Source organism: Frigoribacterium sp. Leaf415 (assembly GCF_001424645.1).
Taxonomy (GTDB): Bacteria; Actinomycetota; Actinomycetes; order Actinomycetales; family Microbacteriaceae; genus Frigoribacterium.
In genome coordinates this window covers 1063220-1078038 of sequence record NZ_LMQR01000001.1, presented here as the reverse complement: position 1 = coordinate 1078038, position 14819 = coordinate 1063220, and the positions used below count along the sequence as shown (strand labels likewise).

Annotated in this window: 12 protein-coding genes and 4 tRNA genes; 5 read left to right on the top strand and 11 right to left on the bottom strand. The window is 71.6% G+C overall.

The genetic code is table 11. The features are described 5' to 3' along the window. Positions 1 to 27 precede the first annotated feature (27 nt). Together sufU and ASG28_RS04925 are read right to left on the bottom strand one after the other, a co-directional pair. Entirely contained in the window at positions 28 to 477 is a 450-nt protein-coding gene (gene sufU / locus ASG28_RS04930; protein ID WP_055972650.1) for a Fe-S cluster assembly sulfur transfer protein SufU, read from the bottom strand. Beyond that, positions 474 to 1826 carry an aminotransferase class V-fold PLP-dependent enzyme gene (locus ASG28_RS04925; RefSeq protein WP_369814172.1) on the bottom strand — a complete coding sequence of 451 codons (1353 nt, stop codon included), beginning with the start codon at positions 1824 to 1826 and terminating at the stop codon, positions 474 to 476. The genes sufU and ASG28_RS04925 overlap by 4 nt, the downstream gene beginning before the upstream one ends. Positions 1827 to 2054: 228 nt before the next feature. On the opposite strand from ASG28_RS04925, the gene ASG28_RS04920 reads away from it, so the two are divergent. Then, positions 2055 to 3281: a cobalamin-independent methionine synthase II family protein gene (locus ASG28_RS04920; protein ID WP_055972648.1), complete on the top strand. Its 1227-nt coding sequence runs from the start codon at positions 2055 to 2057 to the stop codon at positions 3279 to 3281. Between the two features lie 78 nt (positions 3282 to 3359). On the opposite strand, the gene ASG28_RS04915 is transcribed toward ASG28_RS04920, so the two are convergent. From ASG28_RS04915 to ASG28_RS04900, 4 genes are all read right to left on the bottom strand, one after another. Beyond that, positions 3360 to 4163 carry an amino acid ABC transporter ATP-binding protein gene (locus ASG28_RS04915; protein WP_055972646.1) on the bottom strand — a complete coding sequence of 268 codons (804 nt, stop codon included), beginning with the start codon at positions 4161 to 4163 and terminating at the stop codon, positions 3360 to 3362. Continuing rightward, positions 4153 to 4818 carry an amino acid ABC transporter permease gene (locus tag ASG28_RS04910; protein WP_055972644.1) on the bottom strand — a complete coding sequence of 222 codons (666 nt, stop codon included), beginning with the start codon at positions 4816 to 4818 and terminating at the stop codon, positions 4153 to 4155. The genes ASG28_RS04915 and ASG28_RS04910 overlap by 11 nt, the downstream gene beginning before the upstream one ends. Positions 4819 to 4820: 2 nt before the next feature. Beyond that, positions 4821 to 5675, bottom strand: coding sequence for an amino acid ABC transporter substrate-binding protein (locus tag ASG28_RS04905; RefSeq protein WP_055976940.1), 855 nt, complete (start codon positions 5673 to 5675; stop codon positions 4821 to 4823). Between the two features lie 133 nt (positions 5676 to 5808). Continuing rightward, the gene (locus ASG28_RS04900) at positions 5809 to 6555 is read right to left on the bottom strand and encodes an NRDE family protein (protein ID WP_055972641.1); all 747 of its coding nucleotides are present in this window, start codon (positions 6553 to 6555) and stop codon (positions 5809 to 5811) included. Between the two features lie 174 nt (positions 6556 to 6729). Between ASG28_RS04900 and ASG28_RS04895 the strand changes: the two genes are divergently transcribed. Beyond that, on the top strand, positions 6730 to 8082 hold the full coding sequence (locus tag ASG28_RS04895; RefSeq protein WP_055976936.1) for a bifunctional phosphopantothenoylcysteine decarboxylase/phosphopantothenate synthase: 1353 nt from the start codon (positions 6730 to 6732) through the stop codon (positions 8080 to 8082). Continuing rightward, positions 8079 to 9584, top strand: coding sequence for a serine/threonine-protein kinase (locus ASG28_RS04890; protein WP_055972638.1), 1506 nt, complete (start codon positions 8079 to 8081; stop codon positions 9582 to 9584). The genes ASG28_RS04895 and ASG28_RS04890 overlap by 4 nt, the downstream gene beginning before the upstream one ends. A gap of 133 nt (positions 9585 to 9717) precedes the next feature. On the opposite strand, the gene ASG28_RS04885 is transcribed toward ASG28_RS04890, so the two are convergent. From ASG28_RS04885 to ASG28_RS04875, 3 genes are all read right to left on the bottom strand, one after another. Continuing rightward, positions 9718 to 9789, bottom strand: a tRNA-Val gene (locus ASG28_RS04885). Positions 9790 to 9870: 81 nt separating this feature from the next. After that, positions 9871 to 9944 (bottom strand) — tRNA-Cys (locus ASG28_RS04880). A 66-nt stretch (positions 9945 to 10010) separates the two neighbouring features. Beyond that, positions 10011 to 10082: transfer RNA gene (locus ASG28_RS04875), tRNA-Gly, on the bottom strand. 174 nt (positions 10083 to 10256) lie between these two features. Here ASG28_RS04875 and ASG28_RS04870 point away from each other — a divergent pair. Together ASG28_RS04870 and ASG28_RS04865 are read left to right on the top strand one after the other, a co-directional pair. Then, positions 10257 to 10329, top strand: a tRNA-Val gene (locus ASG28_RS04870). 124 nt (positions 10330 to 10453) lie between these two features. Beyond that, positions 10454 to 12148 (top strand): glycoside hydrolase family 13 protein, encoded by a 1695-nt coding sequence (locus ASG28_RS04865; RefSeq protein WP_055972635.1) that lies wholly within the window; start codon positions 10454 to 10456, stop codon positions 12146 to 12148. A gap of 152 nt (positions 12149 to 12300) precedes the next feature. Here ASG28_RS04865 and ASG28_RS04860 read toward each other — a convergent pair whose 3' ends face one another. Together ASG28_RS04860 and zapE are read right to left on the bottom strand one after the other, a co-directional pair. Further along, entirely contained in the window at positions 12301 to 13581 is a 1281-nt protein-coding gene (locus ASG28_RS04860) for an ammonium transporter (protein ID WP_055972632.1), read from the bottom strand. 220 nt (positions 13582 to 13801) lie between these two features. Then, positions 13802 to 14818 (bottom strand): cell division protein ZapE, encoded by a 1017-nt coding sequence (gene zapE, locus ASG28_RS04855; protein ID WP_055972629.1) that lies wholly within the window; start codon positions 14816 to 14818, stop codon positions 13802 to 13804. Between the last annotated feature and the right edge of the window lies 1 nt (position 14819).

Genomic DNA, 14819 nt, shown 5'->3' with positions numbered 1-14819 from the left:
CCGACGGACGACGCGGCCGCGGACGGCTCAGGCGGCGCGCAGCTCGGTCGAACAGGCCTCGGCCGCGACCCAGGCGAGCATGCCGCACTTCACCCGCATGACGAACTTCGAGACCCCGTGGAACACCACGGCGTCGCCGAGCGCCTCGTCGTCGGGCTCGCCGGCTCCGCGGGACCGCATCATCTCGCGGAACTCCCCCACGAGTGCGTCGAGCTCGGCCAGCGTGCGGCCCGGGGCCAGCTGTGCCAACACCGAGGCCGAGGCCATCGAGATGCTGCATCCCGCGCCCTGCCAGCGCAGGTCGGCGATGCGGTCCGTGCCGGGCTCGAGGGCGACGCGGACGGTGATCTCGTCACCGCAGGTCGGGTTGCGTTCGTGGTGCTGCGCGTCGGCCCCGGGCAGCTCGCCGTCGCCGTGGCGCGCCTTGGCGTGATCGAGGATGACCTGCTGGTACAGGCCGTCGAGGGCGGCGCTCACCGCGCCTCCTCGGCCTTCTCGTCGGGGGCCGTCGGGCCCGCGACGCCGAAGTAGTCGCGGACCTCGGCGACCCCGGCGACCAGCCGGTCGACCTCGTCGCTCGACGAGTACAGGTACGTGCTGGCCCGCGTCGTGGCCGTCACCCCGAGACGGCGGTGCAGCGGTTGGGCGCAGTGGTGGCCGACGCGCACGGCGATGCCCCGGGCGTCGAGGAACTGGCCGACGTCGTGGGCGTGCACCCCGTCGACGACGAAGCTCACGAGTCCCGATCGTGGCACCCCGGCCGGCGGTCCGACGACCGTGACACCGTCGATCGTGTCGAGACCGCGGACGAGCAGGTCGGCGAGGGCCTCTTCGTGCTCGCGCACGCGGTCCATGCCGACGGCCTCGAGGTAGCGCACGGCCTCGGCGAGGGCCACGGCCTGCGACACGGGCTGCGTGCCGGCCTCGAAGCGTTGCGGGGCGGGGAGGTATTCGGCGCCCTCCATCGTGACCGTCGTGATCATCGACCCGCCGGTGCGGAACGGCGGCAGGGCGTTCAGCAGCTCGGCCCGCCCGTAGAGCACGCCGATGCCCGTGGGCCCCAGCATCTTGTGGCCCGAGAACGCGGCGAAGTCGACGTCGAGGCCGTGCAGGTCGACGGGGCGGTGCGGTGCCGATTGGCAGGCGTCGAGGACGACGAGGGCGCCGACGGCGTGCGCCAGCGCCACGAGCTCGGCGACGGGCGCGACGAAGCCGGTGACGTTCGAGACGTGGGCGAAGGCGAGGAGGCGCGTGCGGGGTCCGATGACGGACGCCGCGTCGGCGGTGGTCCAGGTGCCGTCGTCGTGGACGGGCACGAACCGCAGCGTGGCGCCCGTCGTCGCGGCGAGTTCCTGCCACGGGACGAGGTTCGCGTGGTGCTCGGCCTCGGTGACGACGATCTCGTCACCTTGCGCGAGGGCGAAGCGTCGCGCGGCCTCGCCACCCCGGCCGTGCGTGGCGTTCGCGACGCCGTACGCCACGAGGTTGAGCGCGTCGGTCGCGTTCGAGGTCCAGACGATCTCGTCGACGTCGGCACCGACGAAGCGGGCGACCGTCTCTCGCGCCTCTTCGTAGGCTTCGGTCGACAGGGCGGCGAGCGTGTGCGCGCCCCGGTGCACGGCCGAGTTGGTCGTCTCGAGGAAGCGGCGCTCGGCGTCGAGCACGGTGGTCGGTCGCTGTGCGGTCGCCCCCGAGTCGAGGTAGGCGAGCGGCTCGCCGTTGACGTCCTGCCGCAGCAGGGGGAAGTCGGCGCGCAGACGGCGGGCGTCGTCGTCGGACAGCCCCGGACGGGCGGTGGATGGTGCGGAGGAGGTGGTGGTCACGATGTCCCTTCCCGTCGATCGTAGCGAGGCGCCCCGAGGGGCCCGGCGTCGGCCGACACAGGACGCAACGGTCGCCGACCGCCCGGTGTTCCCGACCGCATGGTGTTCCCGACCGCATGGTGTTCCCGACCTCATGGTGTTCCCGACCCCGCGGCTGTGACGCCCCGTGTCGTGTACGTCGCACACGACAGGGGTCGAGGGCCAGAGTGGTGGCGACGAACGGAGCACCCCATGACGACCACCCCCGGCCGGATCGAGACCACCCACGCGGGAAGCCTGCCGCGCACGCCCGAGCTGATCGCGGCGAACGACGCGCGCGCCCTCGGCGAGGACGGCTTCACCCTCGAGCGCACCCCCGAGTTCGACGCCCTGTTGACCGACGCCGTCGTCGATCTCGTGCGCCGCCAGCACGACCTCGGCATCACGATCGTCGGGGACGGCGAGTACGGCAAGGCCATGACGAGCGCCGTCGACTACGGCGCCTGGTGGTCGTACTCGTTCCAGCGCGTGAGCGGGCTGTCGTTGACCGGGTCGGACATCTTCAGCCAGCCGGCCGTGCGGTCCTCCCCCGGCGACGTGCGGCTGACGTCGTTCCCCGACCGCCGCGACTGGCAGACGTTCCACGACGCCTACACCGACCCGACCTCGGGCATCGGCACGGGCTCGGGCGCCACGCCGTTCCCGAGCACGACGGGCCCGTTGGCGTACGTCGGACAGTCCGCCATCGCCTCGGACATCGCCAACCTGAAGGCCGGCCTCCAGGCGAGCGGTTCGCCCTCGGGCTTCATCACCTCGTTGTCACCGGGGAGCGGAGCCCGCATCGCGAACGACTTCTACGCCACCGAGGAAGAGCACATCTGGGCCTGGGCCGAGGTGCTGCGCGAGGAGTACACGGCCATCGTCGAGGCCGGTCTGACCGTGCAGATCGACGACCCCTCGATCGCCGAGAACTGGGACCAGATCAACCCCGAGCCGAGCGTCGAGGACTACCGCGCCTTCACGCGCATCCGAGTCGAGGCGCTCAACCACGCCCTTCGCGGCCTGCCGCCCGAGCAGGTGCGGTTCCACCTCTGTTGGGGCTCGTGGCACGGCCCGCACACGACCGACGTCGAGTTCCGCCACATCGTCGACCTCATGCTCGAGATCGACGCCGGCTCGTACTCGTTCGAGGCGGCCAACGTCCGTCACGACCACGAGTGGAAGCTCTGGCGCGACGTGGAGTTGCCCGAGGGCAAGAAGATCGTGCCGGGCGTCGTCAGCCACGCCACGAACGTGGTCGAGCACCCCGAGCTCGTGGCCGACCGCATCGAACGGTTCGCGTCGCTGGTCGGACCCGAGAACGTCGTCGCCTCGACCGACTGCGGCCTGGGCGGTCGCATCCACCCGCAGATCGCCGTCGCCAAGCTGGCGTCGCTCGGCAAGGGCGCGCGCATCGCGTCGCACCGTCTGTTCGGCTGAGCGTCCGCGGGGTGACGACCCGCGCCTCCTGGTCCGGTGGACGAGGAGGCGCGGGTCGACTCGCGAGCGGACGCCCCGTCAGTCGTCGAGCGGCTTGAGCACCCGCCGCAGGAACTGCTGCGTGCGGGCCTCGCGCGGGCGGGACAGCACGTCGGCGGGACGGCCCCGCTCGACGACGACACCGGCGTCCATGAAGAGCAGCTCGTCGGCCACCCGGCGGGCGAACTCGAGCTCGTGGGTGACGACGATCATCGTCCAGCCCTCGTCGGCGAGTTCTTTGACGACCGTGAGGACGTCGCCGACCAGTTCGGGGTCGAGGGCCGAGGTCGGCTCGTCGAAGAGCAGCAGTTCGGGCCGCAGCGCGAGTGCGCGCACGATGCCGACGCGCTGCTGCTGGCCGCCCGAGAGCTCGGACGGGTAGGCGTCGGCCTTCTCGGCGAGGCCCACCCGCGCGAGGAGCGCCTCGGCCTCGGCCCGCGCCTCCTTCGGATCGCGTCCCTGGACGCGCACCGGGCCCTCGACGACGTTCTGCAGCACCGTGAGGTGCGGGAACAGGTTGAAGTGCTGGAACACCATCGACGACCGGTCGCGCAGGGCGAGCAGGTCGCGCTTGCCGACCTTGGCCCCGAAGTCGATCGACCGACCGTCGGAGAGCGTGACGACTCCCCCGTCGGGCACCTCGAGGCTGTTGAGCGACCGCAGCACGGTCGTCTTGCCCGACCCCGAGGGGCCGATGATCGCGACGACGCGTCCACGCCGCACCTCGAGGTCGATGCCGCGCAGCACCTCGTTCGCGCCGAACGCCTTGTGCAGGCCGCGGACGGTCAGCACGGGGGCACCGGTCGCCCCGGAGGGCCGTGGCGGGGTGACGTCAGCGGGCAACGTGGCGGTCCAATCTCTTCTCGAGGGCGTCCTGCCCGAACGACAGGATCAGGCAGATCACCCAGTAGACCAGGGCGGCCTCGAGGTAGATGAGCAGGAACTGGTTCGAGACCGTCGCGATCTGCTGCGCCTGACGGAAGAGCTCGACGACGAGGATGACACTCGCCAACGAGGTGTCCTTGACCAGGCTGATGAAGGTGTTCGACAGCGGCGGCACCGAGACGCGGGCCGCCTGCGGCAGGATGATCCGCCGCAGGGCGAGCCCCCGCGACATGCCGATCGTGTGGGCGGCCTCCCATTGACCCTTGGGCACCGAGAGGATCGCGGCCCGGATGACCTCGGCGGCGTACCCGCCGACGTTCAGCGAGAACGCGATGATCGCGCTCGGCCAGGGATCGAGCCTGACGCCGATCGACGGCAGCCCGTAGAAGACGACGAAGAGCTGCACGAGCAGGGGCGTGCCCCGGATGATCGAGATGTACACCCGGGCGATGCCCGCGAGCACCGCCTTGCCCGACAGGCGCATGAGCGCGATGACGACGGCGATGACCAGCCCGATCGCCATCGACGCGAAGGCGAGCGGGATCGACGCCACGAGCGCCCCCGACACGATCGGCCAGAGCGACCGCAAGAAGAGGTCGAGGGAGGACTGCACGCCTACTCGCTGACGTCCTGGCCGAAGTACTTCTCACTGATGGTCGACAGCGTGCCGTCGGCCTTCAGCTCGGCGAGGGCGTCGTCGATCGCCGTCACGAGGTCGTCGCTGCCCTTCGTGGTGACCAGGGCCGAGCGCGACACGTCGTCGGTGGTCGCCGCGATCTTGATGCCGGCGGCCTGGTCCGGGTTGGTCTTGACGTAGTCGAGGAAGGTCAGCTCGTCGTTGACCGTCGCGTCGATGCGGCCCTGCTCGAGGAGTGCGACCGACTGGGCCCAGCCCTCGACGACCTGCACGTCGGCGCCCGCGTCCTTTGCGGTCGTGTAGAAGTTGCTCGACTGCGACTGGGCCGTCGTCTTGCCCTTCAGGTCGGCGAGCGAGGTGATGTCGGTGTTGTCGGCGGGCGTGATCACGACACCGCGGCTGACCGTGTAGGGCGTCGAGAAGTCGTACGTCGCCTCGCGCTCGTCGGTGATCGAGATCTGGTTCGCGACGAGGTCGAAGCGGCCGGCGGTGAGCCCGGCGAGCAGGGCGTCGAACTGAGTCTCTTCGAAGGTCGGCGTGACGCCGAGCTTCTCGGCGACGGCCGTGGCGACGTCGACGTCGTAGCCGGTCAGCGCGCCGGCCCCGCCCTCGTGGTAGGTGAAGGGCTGGTAGGTGCCCTCGGTGCCGATGACGATCTCGCCGGCCGCCTGGATGTCGGACAGGCTCTTCGCCGCGCTCGTGTCGGCGGTCGCGCTGCCGGTGGACTGGACGACCCCGTCGGTGGAGGCGGGCGCGCAGGCGGCCAGGGCGACGGCGGCGGCGGCGATGACGCCGACGGAGGCGAGGCGGCGGACGGTGCGGACGGCGGTGATCTTCACGAGGGTTCCTTTGCTGCGGCTCGGGGGTCGGACGAGCCTCCCGACACTAACGCCGCGGGGGCGGGCGGGATTCCCGATGACTTCGCGTGACGTGACGCCTCCGGCGCCGGCCGATGCGACGCACGCGTCATCGCCGCGCGATCGCCTCCGCCACCGAGGGCGCGCCGTCGAGGCGCACGTGCCGGTGGGCCACGTCGTCGGCCGAGACAGCGACGGTGCTGAGCGACAACGAATGGAAGAGGTGCCCGTCCACGAGGTCGGCCCGTACGAGCGCGTCGTCGTCGTCCGTCGACAGGGCGCTGCTCTCGCGCAGCAGGTCGAGCCACGGCGTCCAGCTGCCCTCGCCCTCGGTCGCCGGCGGCAGCGGACCGGTCGGAGGCGCGACGTCGCGGAACCGAGGGAGCCAGCGGTCGACCCGGGACACGGACCGGTCGTCGGGGGCGGCGTGCGTCAGCAGGTGGACCCCGGGGGCGAGGCGGGCCGTCTCGGTGACGGCGCCGTCCCACACGGAGTGCACCGCGCCTCCTGCGTCCGCCGTCAGCAGGTTGAAGGTGCGGGTCGTCTGGGACCCCACGGGCAGGAGCCCGTCGGCGGCGGCCCGGAGGGGCAGCGCGCCGCGGGTGGTCCACCCACCGGTCGGCGGCGTCGGCGCCTCGTGACGGTTGAGCACGACGCTCGCGCGACTCGGCCCCCGGGCGGTCGCCAACCACGCGCCACCCGCCTCGCGGTCGTGCACCCCGGTCACCCTCTCGCCGAGGTCGGGCCACCAGGGGCCCGGCTCGTCCCAGGGGCGGTCGGGCGACTCGTCACGGAGTCCCAGGAAGACGACGGGCCAGGGCGCACCCGGCTGGACGGCGACGACGACGGTGCACATGGGGTCCTCAGGGTGGGGGCTCGTCGGGTCGGGGCCGACGCTCGGCCGCGGGATGCGGCATCGTGGGGGGCAACGCTACCGACCCGGCACCGGGTCGGCCGACCGACGCATCGATCGACGAGGCCCACCGTGACGCACGACCACCCCCGCTCCTCCCCCGACGCCCCGCGTCGCCTGTCCGTCGTCGTCGGCGTCTCGGGCGGCATCGCGGCGTACAAGGCCGTCGGGGTCGTCCGCGGTCTCGTGCTGCGCGGGCACGACGTCCACGTCGTCCCGACCGAGGCCGCCCTGCGCTTCGTCGGGGCGCCGACCTGGGAGGCCACGAGCCGCAACCCCGTCCACACGTCCGTCTTCGACGACGTCGCCGAGGTGCGGCACGTGACCCTGGGGCAACGGGCCGACCTGATCGTCGTGGCGCCGGCGACCGCGCACACCCTGGCGAAGATCGCGCACGGGCTGTCGGACGACCTGCTCGGCACGACGATCCTCGCGAGCACCGCACCGCTCGTCGTCGCGCCCGCCATGCACACCGAGATGTGGCTGAATCCGGCCACGGTCGCGAACGTCGACCTGCTGAGGTCGCGCGGGGTGACCGTCGTCGGGCCCGACGACGGGCCGCTGACCGGCGGCGACGTGGGGCCCGGCCGGCTCAGCGAGCCCGACGAGATCGTCGCCGCGGCACTCGCCCGCGTGACCGGCCCGACCGGCCTCGACGCCTCCCCCGCCGCCGTCCCCGGTGCGCGGGCACAGAGGAAACGGGCCCAGGAGGCGCGGGTCGGCGACCTGGACGGCCTGCGGCTGGTCGTCTCGGCCGGTGGCACCCGCGAGCCCCTCGATCCGGTGCGGTTCGTCGGCAACCGGTCGAGCGGCACCCAGGGAGCTGCGCTCGCCCTCGGGGCGGCCCGACGCGGGGCCCGCGTCACCGTCGTCGCCGCCGCGCTCGACGGAGCCGTGCGGCAGACGCTCGTCGACGACGCCGCGGTCGACGTCGTCGAGGTCGGCACCGCCCTCGAACTCGAGGCGGCCATGACCGAGCACTCCCCCCCAGCCGACGTCGTCATCATGGCGGCCGCGGTCGCCGACTACCGGCCCCTCTCGGTGGCGGACGGAAAGATCCGCAAGGACGACTCGGGCGACGAACTGATCGTTCGCCTCGTCCGGACCCCGGACGTCCTGGCCGGACTCGTCGCCCGTCGTCCCGCGGGGCAGGTGGTCGTCGGCTTCGCGGCCGAGACGGCAGGTGACCGCGACGAACTGCTGTCGCTCGGGCGCGCCAAGCAGCGACGGAAGGGGGCGGACCTGCTCGTGCTGAACGCGGTCGGCTGGACGACCGGTTTCGGCAGCGACGACACGGCGGTCGTCGTGATCGACTCGGACGGTGAGGTGGTGGCCGAGGCCGAGGGGTCGAAGGCCGCCGTGGCCGAGACCGTGCTCGACGCGGTCGCCGACCGTCTCGCAGCGAGTCGCGGGTCGGGTGGTGGCACCGCCCCGGTGCTCACCGACGCCTCGACGGGAGCCGGCGCATGAGCCCCCGTGAGCAGGCCGACCCCCGCCTCGGCACGACCGTCGGCGGTCGGTACCGCATCGACGCGATCGTCGGCCGCGGAGGCATGGGGGCCGTCTACCGAGCGAACGACCTCGAGCTCGGCCGGGTCGTCGCCGTCAAGCTCTTCTCGTCGGACGGGCACGACGTCCACGACCTCACCCGACAGGTGAGCGAGGTGCGCCTACTCGCCTCACTGAACCACCCGGGACTCGTGACGCTCTACGACGCCCGCGTCGAGGGCGACGGACACGACGACGACGCCTACCTCGTGATGGAGTACGTCGACGGTCCGACCCTGCAGACCGTGCTCGCCGACGGGCCGCTGTCACACGCCGAGGCCGCGGCGCTGCTCGGCGACGTCGCGGACGGCCTGGCGGCGGTCCACCGTGCCGGCGTCGTCCACCGGGACGTCAAGCCCGCGAACATCCTGCTCGCGGCTCCGCACCACGAGGGCGACCCCCGCAGGGCCAAGCTCGCCGACTTCGGCATCGCCTACCTGATCGACTCGACGCGGGTGACGGCCACGGGCACCCTGATGGGCACCGCCGCCTTCGTCAGCCCGGAGCAGGCCGAGGGGCGACCGCCGGCCCCCGCGTCCGACGTCTACTCACTCGGACTGGTCCTGGTCGAAGCTCTGACCGGGAAGCGCGTCTTCACGGGTTCGGTCGTCGAGTCGGTCATGGCTCGTCTGACTCGCGACCCCGAGATCCCGGCCTCGATCGGTTCGGGGTGGGCGGAGCTGCTGACGCGCATGACCTCGCGCGCACCGGAGGACCGTCCCGCCGCCGCCGAGGTGGCACGGGCGGCCCGCACGTTGGCCGTCGAAGGCGCCGGGTCGACCGATGCCGTCACCCGCGTCATGGCAGCTCCCGACGTGCCGACGGCCGCCCTGCCCGGCGGCGACACGCCCACTCGCGTCCTGCCCCGGGACGACGCTCGCACGCAGGTGCTCGGAGCGGGGGCGGCGTCCGGGGCGGATGCCGCGGACCTCGTCGCCGACGTCGAGTCCGACGAGGGGACCCGGAAGCGCCGGCGCTGGCCCCTCGTGCTGGCGGCGATCGTCGTCGCCGCGCTTCTGGCGGTCGGCATCGGCTGGGCCGCCACGCGCGACGGCGACCTGGTCGGCCCGACCGAGAGCACGAGCCCGAGTGTCGAGTCGGACCCGTCGACGACGCCCTCCGAGTCGTCGGACGACGAGTCGCCGTCGCCGTCGGAGGACTCCACCGACGAGTCACCGGCGGATCCGGCGCCCTCGGACGAGGTCAGCCCGACCCAGGAGGCGCCGGTCGAGCCGACGACGCAGCCCACGGTCGACCCCGTGACGCCCCCGACGGTCGACGTTCCCGGTGTCGACGTCCCGGGTGGGAACACCGGGCCGGGCAACAGCGGGAACGGCAACGGGAACAGCGGGCCGGGCAACAGCGGGAACGGGAACGGCCGAGGCAACGGAGTCGGTCTCGGGACGGGGACCGGCACGCCTTAGGGCAAGGCGGCGAGATGTCACGACGTGCCGCTCACTTCGAGAGGTGAGCGGCACGTCGTGACATCTCGGCAGGATGTTCGGGCTCTGCCCGAACATGACGAAAGCCCCGGCCGAGGCCGGGGCTTTCTGTGTGTGAGCGATACTGGGATCGAACCAGCGACCTCTTCCGTGTCAGGGAAGCGCGCTACCGCTGCGCCAATCGCTCATGTCTCAACGATGCGAGAGCGAACCCTCGAACCGCAGTATTCAATTGCAACATCGATTCTAGACCTAGGTCTAGATCGAGTGGAGGTGGAGACGGGATTTGAACCCGCGTGAACGGCTTTGCAGGCCGGTGCCTCGCCTCTCGGCCACTCCACCATACGAGTAGCCCCCCAGAGGGAGGCCACCAGTCGGTGGACCACCCTCTGGTGAGCATTACACTCGAGCGGATGACGAGATTCGAACTCGCGACCCTCACCTTGGCAAGGTGATGCGCTACCGCTGCGCCACATCCGCATTTCGCTTTGCATTTCTGCGTGCAAAAGAACAATACCCACACCCCGGGGCAGAAACCAAATCGAGGGAAGTTCGTGTCTTGATCGGTAGCCGGGCAGCTCTCGACGGGGGCCTCGACGATCGACCGAATGGCGTTCGAGCCCCGCGATGCACTAGCATCGTCGAGTCCCACACGGGCGATTGGCGCAGTTGGTAGCGCGCTTCCTTCACACGGAAGAGGTCATCGGTTCGAGCCCGGTATCGCCCACGTCCATCACCGAAAGGCCCTGCATCCGCAGGGCCTTTCGTCGTTCCTGGACCGAGGTCCCCGGCCCGGCGCCACCGTCGAGGCATCGACGCCGCCCGCTCCCGAGACGTGGCATCCTCGGCCCATGACCGACTCCCCCGCCTCCCGTGCGTCCACGATCCACCCGTCGCCCGTTGCCGACGCCGACTGGTGGCGGCAGGCCGTCGTCTACCAGGTGTACCCGCGGAGCTTCGCCGACGCGAACGGCGACGGGATCGGCGACCTGCCCGGCGTGACCTCGCGCGTGCCCTACCTGCAACGGTTGGGGGTCGACGCCGTCTGGCTGAGCCCCTTCTACCCGTCCCCGCTCGCCGACGGCGGCTACGACGTCGCCGACCACCGTGACGTGGACCCCCGCCTGGGCACCCTCGACGACTTCGACGAGATGGTCGCCGCCCTCCACGCAGCGGGACTGAAGGTCGTCGTCGACATCGTCCCCAACCACACCTCGAGCGACCACGAGTGGTTCCGTGAGGCCGTCGCGTCCGAACCCGGCAGCGCCGCCCGGGCCCGTTACGTGTTCCGGGACGGCCTCGGCGACGGCGGTGCCACTCCTCCGTCCACCTGGGTGTCGAACTTCGGCGGAGGCGCATGGACCCGTCTGACGCGCCCCGACGGCACACCCGAGCAGTGGTACCTGCACCTCTTCGCCCCCGAGCAGCCCGACCTCGACTGGAGCAACCCCGAGGTCCGCGCCGACTTCGAGGGGACGCTGCGGTTCTGGTCGGACCGTGGCGTCGACGGCTTCCGGGTCGACGTCGCCCACGGGCTCGCGAAAGATCTCACCGAACCCCTCCGCGACGCCGCGGAGCGCAAGGACCTTCCGGTCGACGGCAGCGACCCGCTCTACGACCGCGACGAGGTGCACGTGATCTTCGAAGGCTGGCGCCGCGTCCTCGACGAGTACGACCCGCCCCGCAGCGCCGTCGCCGAGGCCTGGGTGCAGCCGGAGCGCGTCCCGCTCTACGCCCGCCCCACCGAGCTGGGGCAGGCCTTCAGCTTCGCCCTCACCCGGGCCGACTTCGACGCCGACCAGTACCGCGCGATCATCGCGTCGACCCTCGAGCAGGCGGCGGTCAGCGGGGCCACGAGCACCTGGGTTCTCTCGAACCACGACGTCGTCCGTCACGCCACGCGCTACGGCCTGCCGAAGGGGCAGGACCTCGACGCCTTCGTGCTGAGCGACGGACGACGTCCGACCCTGAACCCGGACGCAGGCCTGCGTCGGGCTCGGGCCGCGACGCTGCTGATGCTGGCCCTGCCCGGCTCGGCCTACGTCTACCAGGGCGAAGAGCTGGGCCTCTTCGAGGTGGCCGACCTGCAGCCTGGCGACCTGCAGGACCCCGTCTGGACCCGCACCGGCCACCGACGGAAGGGCCGCGACGGCAGCCGCGTCCCCCTGCCCTGGGACACCAGCGAGCCCGCACTGGGCTTCGGCGACCACGCCCCGCACCTGCCGCAGCCCGAGTGGTTCGAGGACCTCGCCATCTCGGTGCAGGACGACGAGGACGAGTCCACCCTGTCCATCTACCGCCGCGCGCTCGCCCTGCGACACGAGCTGCAGCAGGGCGAGAGCCTGCGGTGGGCCGAGGGCGCCTCGGACGACGTCGTGCACTTCGCGCGCCACGACGGCTGGCACTCGCTGACGAACTTCGGCGGCGGCCCGGTCGACCTGCCCGCCGGGGCGCGCGTCCTGGCCTCCAGCGAGCCGCTGCACGACACGCTCGCCGGCGTCACCGAGGTGCCGGGCGAGACCACGGTCTGGTTCTCGCTGACCTGAGAGCCGGGCCCGGTCGCACGAGGCGACCACCCGCAGGAGGCGCGGCGCGAGGGGTCCCTCACCGCGCCTCCTGCGCTCTGCCGCGGTCCGCGGGGCCGGCACGCGGAACGGCCCCGGTCCGAGGACCGGGGCCGTTCGTCGTGCGGGGTGGGTCAGGCGCGCGAGTTCTCGAGGACGTAGCCCTCTTCGCCGTGCAGGGCGAGGTCGATGCCGGCCACCTCGTCCTCGTTCTTGACGCGGAAGCCGATGGTCTTCTCGATCACGAAGCCGATGACGAAGGCCAGGACGAACGAGTAGAGCATGACGGCCAACGCCGACAGGGCCTGGATGCCGAGCTGCGTGAAGGTGCCCGAGAAGATCAGGCCGGTGTCGTTGGCGAAGATGCCGAGGTACAGCGTGCCGATGAGGCCACCGACGAGGTGGATGCCCACGACGTCGAGCGAGTCGTCGAAGCCGAGCTTGAACTTGAGGTCGATGGCCAGGGCGCAGACGGCACCCGCGACGACGCCGAGGACGACGGCCCATCCCGGGGTGAGGGCGGCGCAGGCCGGGGTGATGGCGACGAGACCCGCGACGGCACCCGAGGCGGCGCCGACCGAGGTGGCCTTGCCGTCCTTCAGCTTCTCGACGACGAGCCAGCCGAGCACGGCGGCGGCGGGGGCGGCGATGGTGTTGAGGAACGCCAGGGCGGCGACGCCGTCGGCGGCGAGCTCGGAGCCGGCGTTGAAGCCGAACCAGCCGAACCAGAGCAAGCCGGCGCCCAGCAGGACGAAGGGCGGGTTGTGCGGCTTGTCGGCACCCTTGGCGAAACCGACGCGCTTGCCGAGGACGAGCGCCAGAGCCAGGGCCGCGGCACCGGCGTTGATGTGGACGGCCGTGCCGCCGGCGAAGTCGATGACGCCCATGGCGGCGATCCAGCCACCGACCGTGTTGCCGTCGGCGTCCTTGGTGAAGTTGAAGACCCAGCTGGCGACCGGGAAGTAGACGACCGTAGCCCAGACGCCCGCGAAGATCATCCACGCGCCGAACTTGGCCCGGTCGGCGATGGCGCCCGAGATGAGGGCGACCGTGATGATCGCGAAGGTGGCCTGGAACGCGGCGAAGGCGATCGTCGGGTAGGCGCCGGTGGGATCGAGGCTGTCCTCGAAGGCCGCGCCGAGGCCGAGGTTCGCGACGTCGAGGCCGAACAAGCCCTGGATGCCCACGAAGCTCTCGCTGCCACCGGGGATCGAGGTCGGGTTGCCGAAGGCGATCGCGTAGCCGAAGAGCACCCACAGGACGCCGATGAGGCCCATCGCGCCGAAGCTCAGCATCATCATGCTGATGACGCTCTTGGCCTTGACGAGGCCGCCGTAGAAGAAGGCCAGGCCGGGGGTCATGAGCAGCACGAGTGCCGCACAGATCAACATGAAGGCGGTGTTGCCTTGGTCCATGGGTGGGTCACCTCTCGAGTTTCTGAGCCAGGGAGGCACCGACGTCGAGGTCGACCGCGCGGGTTCGCGGGCTGTGGTGACGAACGCTCTCGTCCGGTGCGCCCCCAGTGTCGCGGGGTGAGGTTTCCAGCCGTGTGCGGGATTGTTTCCCCGATGTAACACGATTCGGGCGCAGGTAAACAACGTGTTTCGGCTCACCCCCTACCGGGTGGGGATGTCCTCAGAGCGAGGTGAGCGCCACCAGGCGCGAGACGGCCCGCAGGTACTTCTTCCGGTAGCCGCCGGCCAGCATCTCGTCCGAGAAGACCTGGTCGAGGGGCGTGCCCGAGGCGACGACCCGGATCTGCGCGTCGTAGAGGCGGTCGACGAAGGCGACGAGGCGCAACGCGTCGACCTGGCTGGTGAGCACGTGCACGCCACGGAGGCCGACCGCGTCGAGGTCGTCGACGAGCTTGACGTACTTGCTGGGGTGGACCGTCGCGAGGTGGCCGACGACGCCGTCGAAGTCGTCGAGGGAGACGGTGCCGCCGAGGGACGCCGCCGCCGCGTCGACGTCGTCGACCACGTGTGCCCGAGCCTTGACCTCGCGACGCCGGTAGTCGTTGCCGTCGATGCGCAGGGTGAGGAACTTGTCGCTCAACCCCTGGATCTCGCGGAGGAAGTCGGCGGCGGCGAACCGGCCCTCGCCGAGGGCGTTGGGCGGGGTGTTCGAGGTGGCGGCGATGCGGGTGCCGTCGTCGGCCAGGTCGCCGAGCAGTCGGGTCATCATCATCGTGTCGCCCGGGTCGTCGAGCTCGAACTCGTCGATGCAGACCAGGGCGGCGCCCTTGAGCTGCGCCGCGGCGCCGGCGTAGCCGACGGCACCGACCAGGGCGGTGTACTCGATGAAGGTGCCGAAGTAACGCCGTCCGGGGGTGCGGTTCCAGAGGGCGGCGAGCAGGTGGGTCTTGCCCACGCCGAACCCGCCGTCGAGGTAGAGGCCGGGACGCACGGCCGGGGCGGCCGGCTTCTTGCGGAACAGACCCCTCCGCGGCGCGTCGGCACCCGCGCCTCCGAACGCCGTCACGGCGGCGACCGCCTCGGCCTGCGAGGCGAAGTCCGGGTCGGGTCGGTAGTTCTCGAGCGAGGCCTCGGCGAACTGACGAGGAGGCACGAGTTGCGTCACGATCTCGGCCCCCGTGATCGTCGGGGTGCGGTCGGTCAACGACACGAGGGTGCTGACGGATTCGGGGGGCATG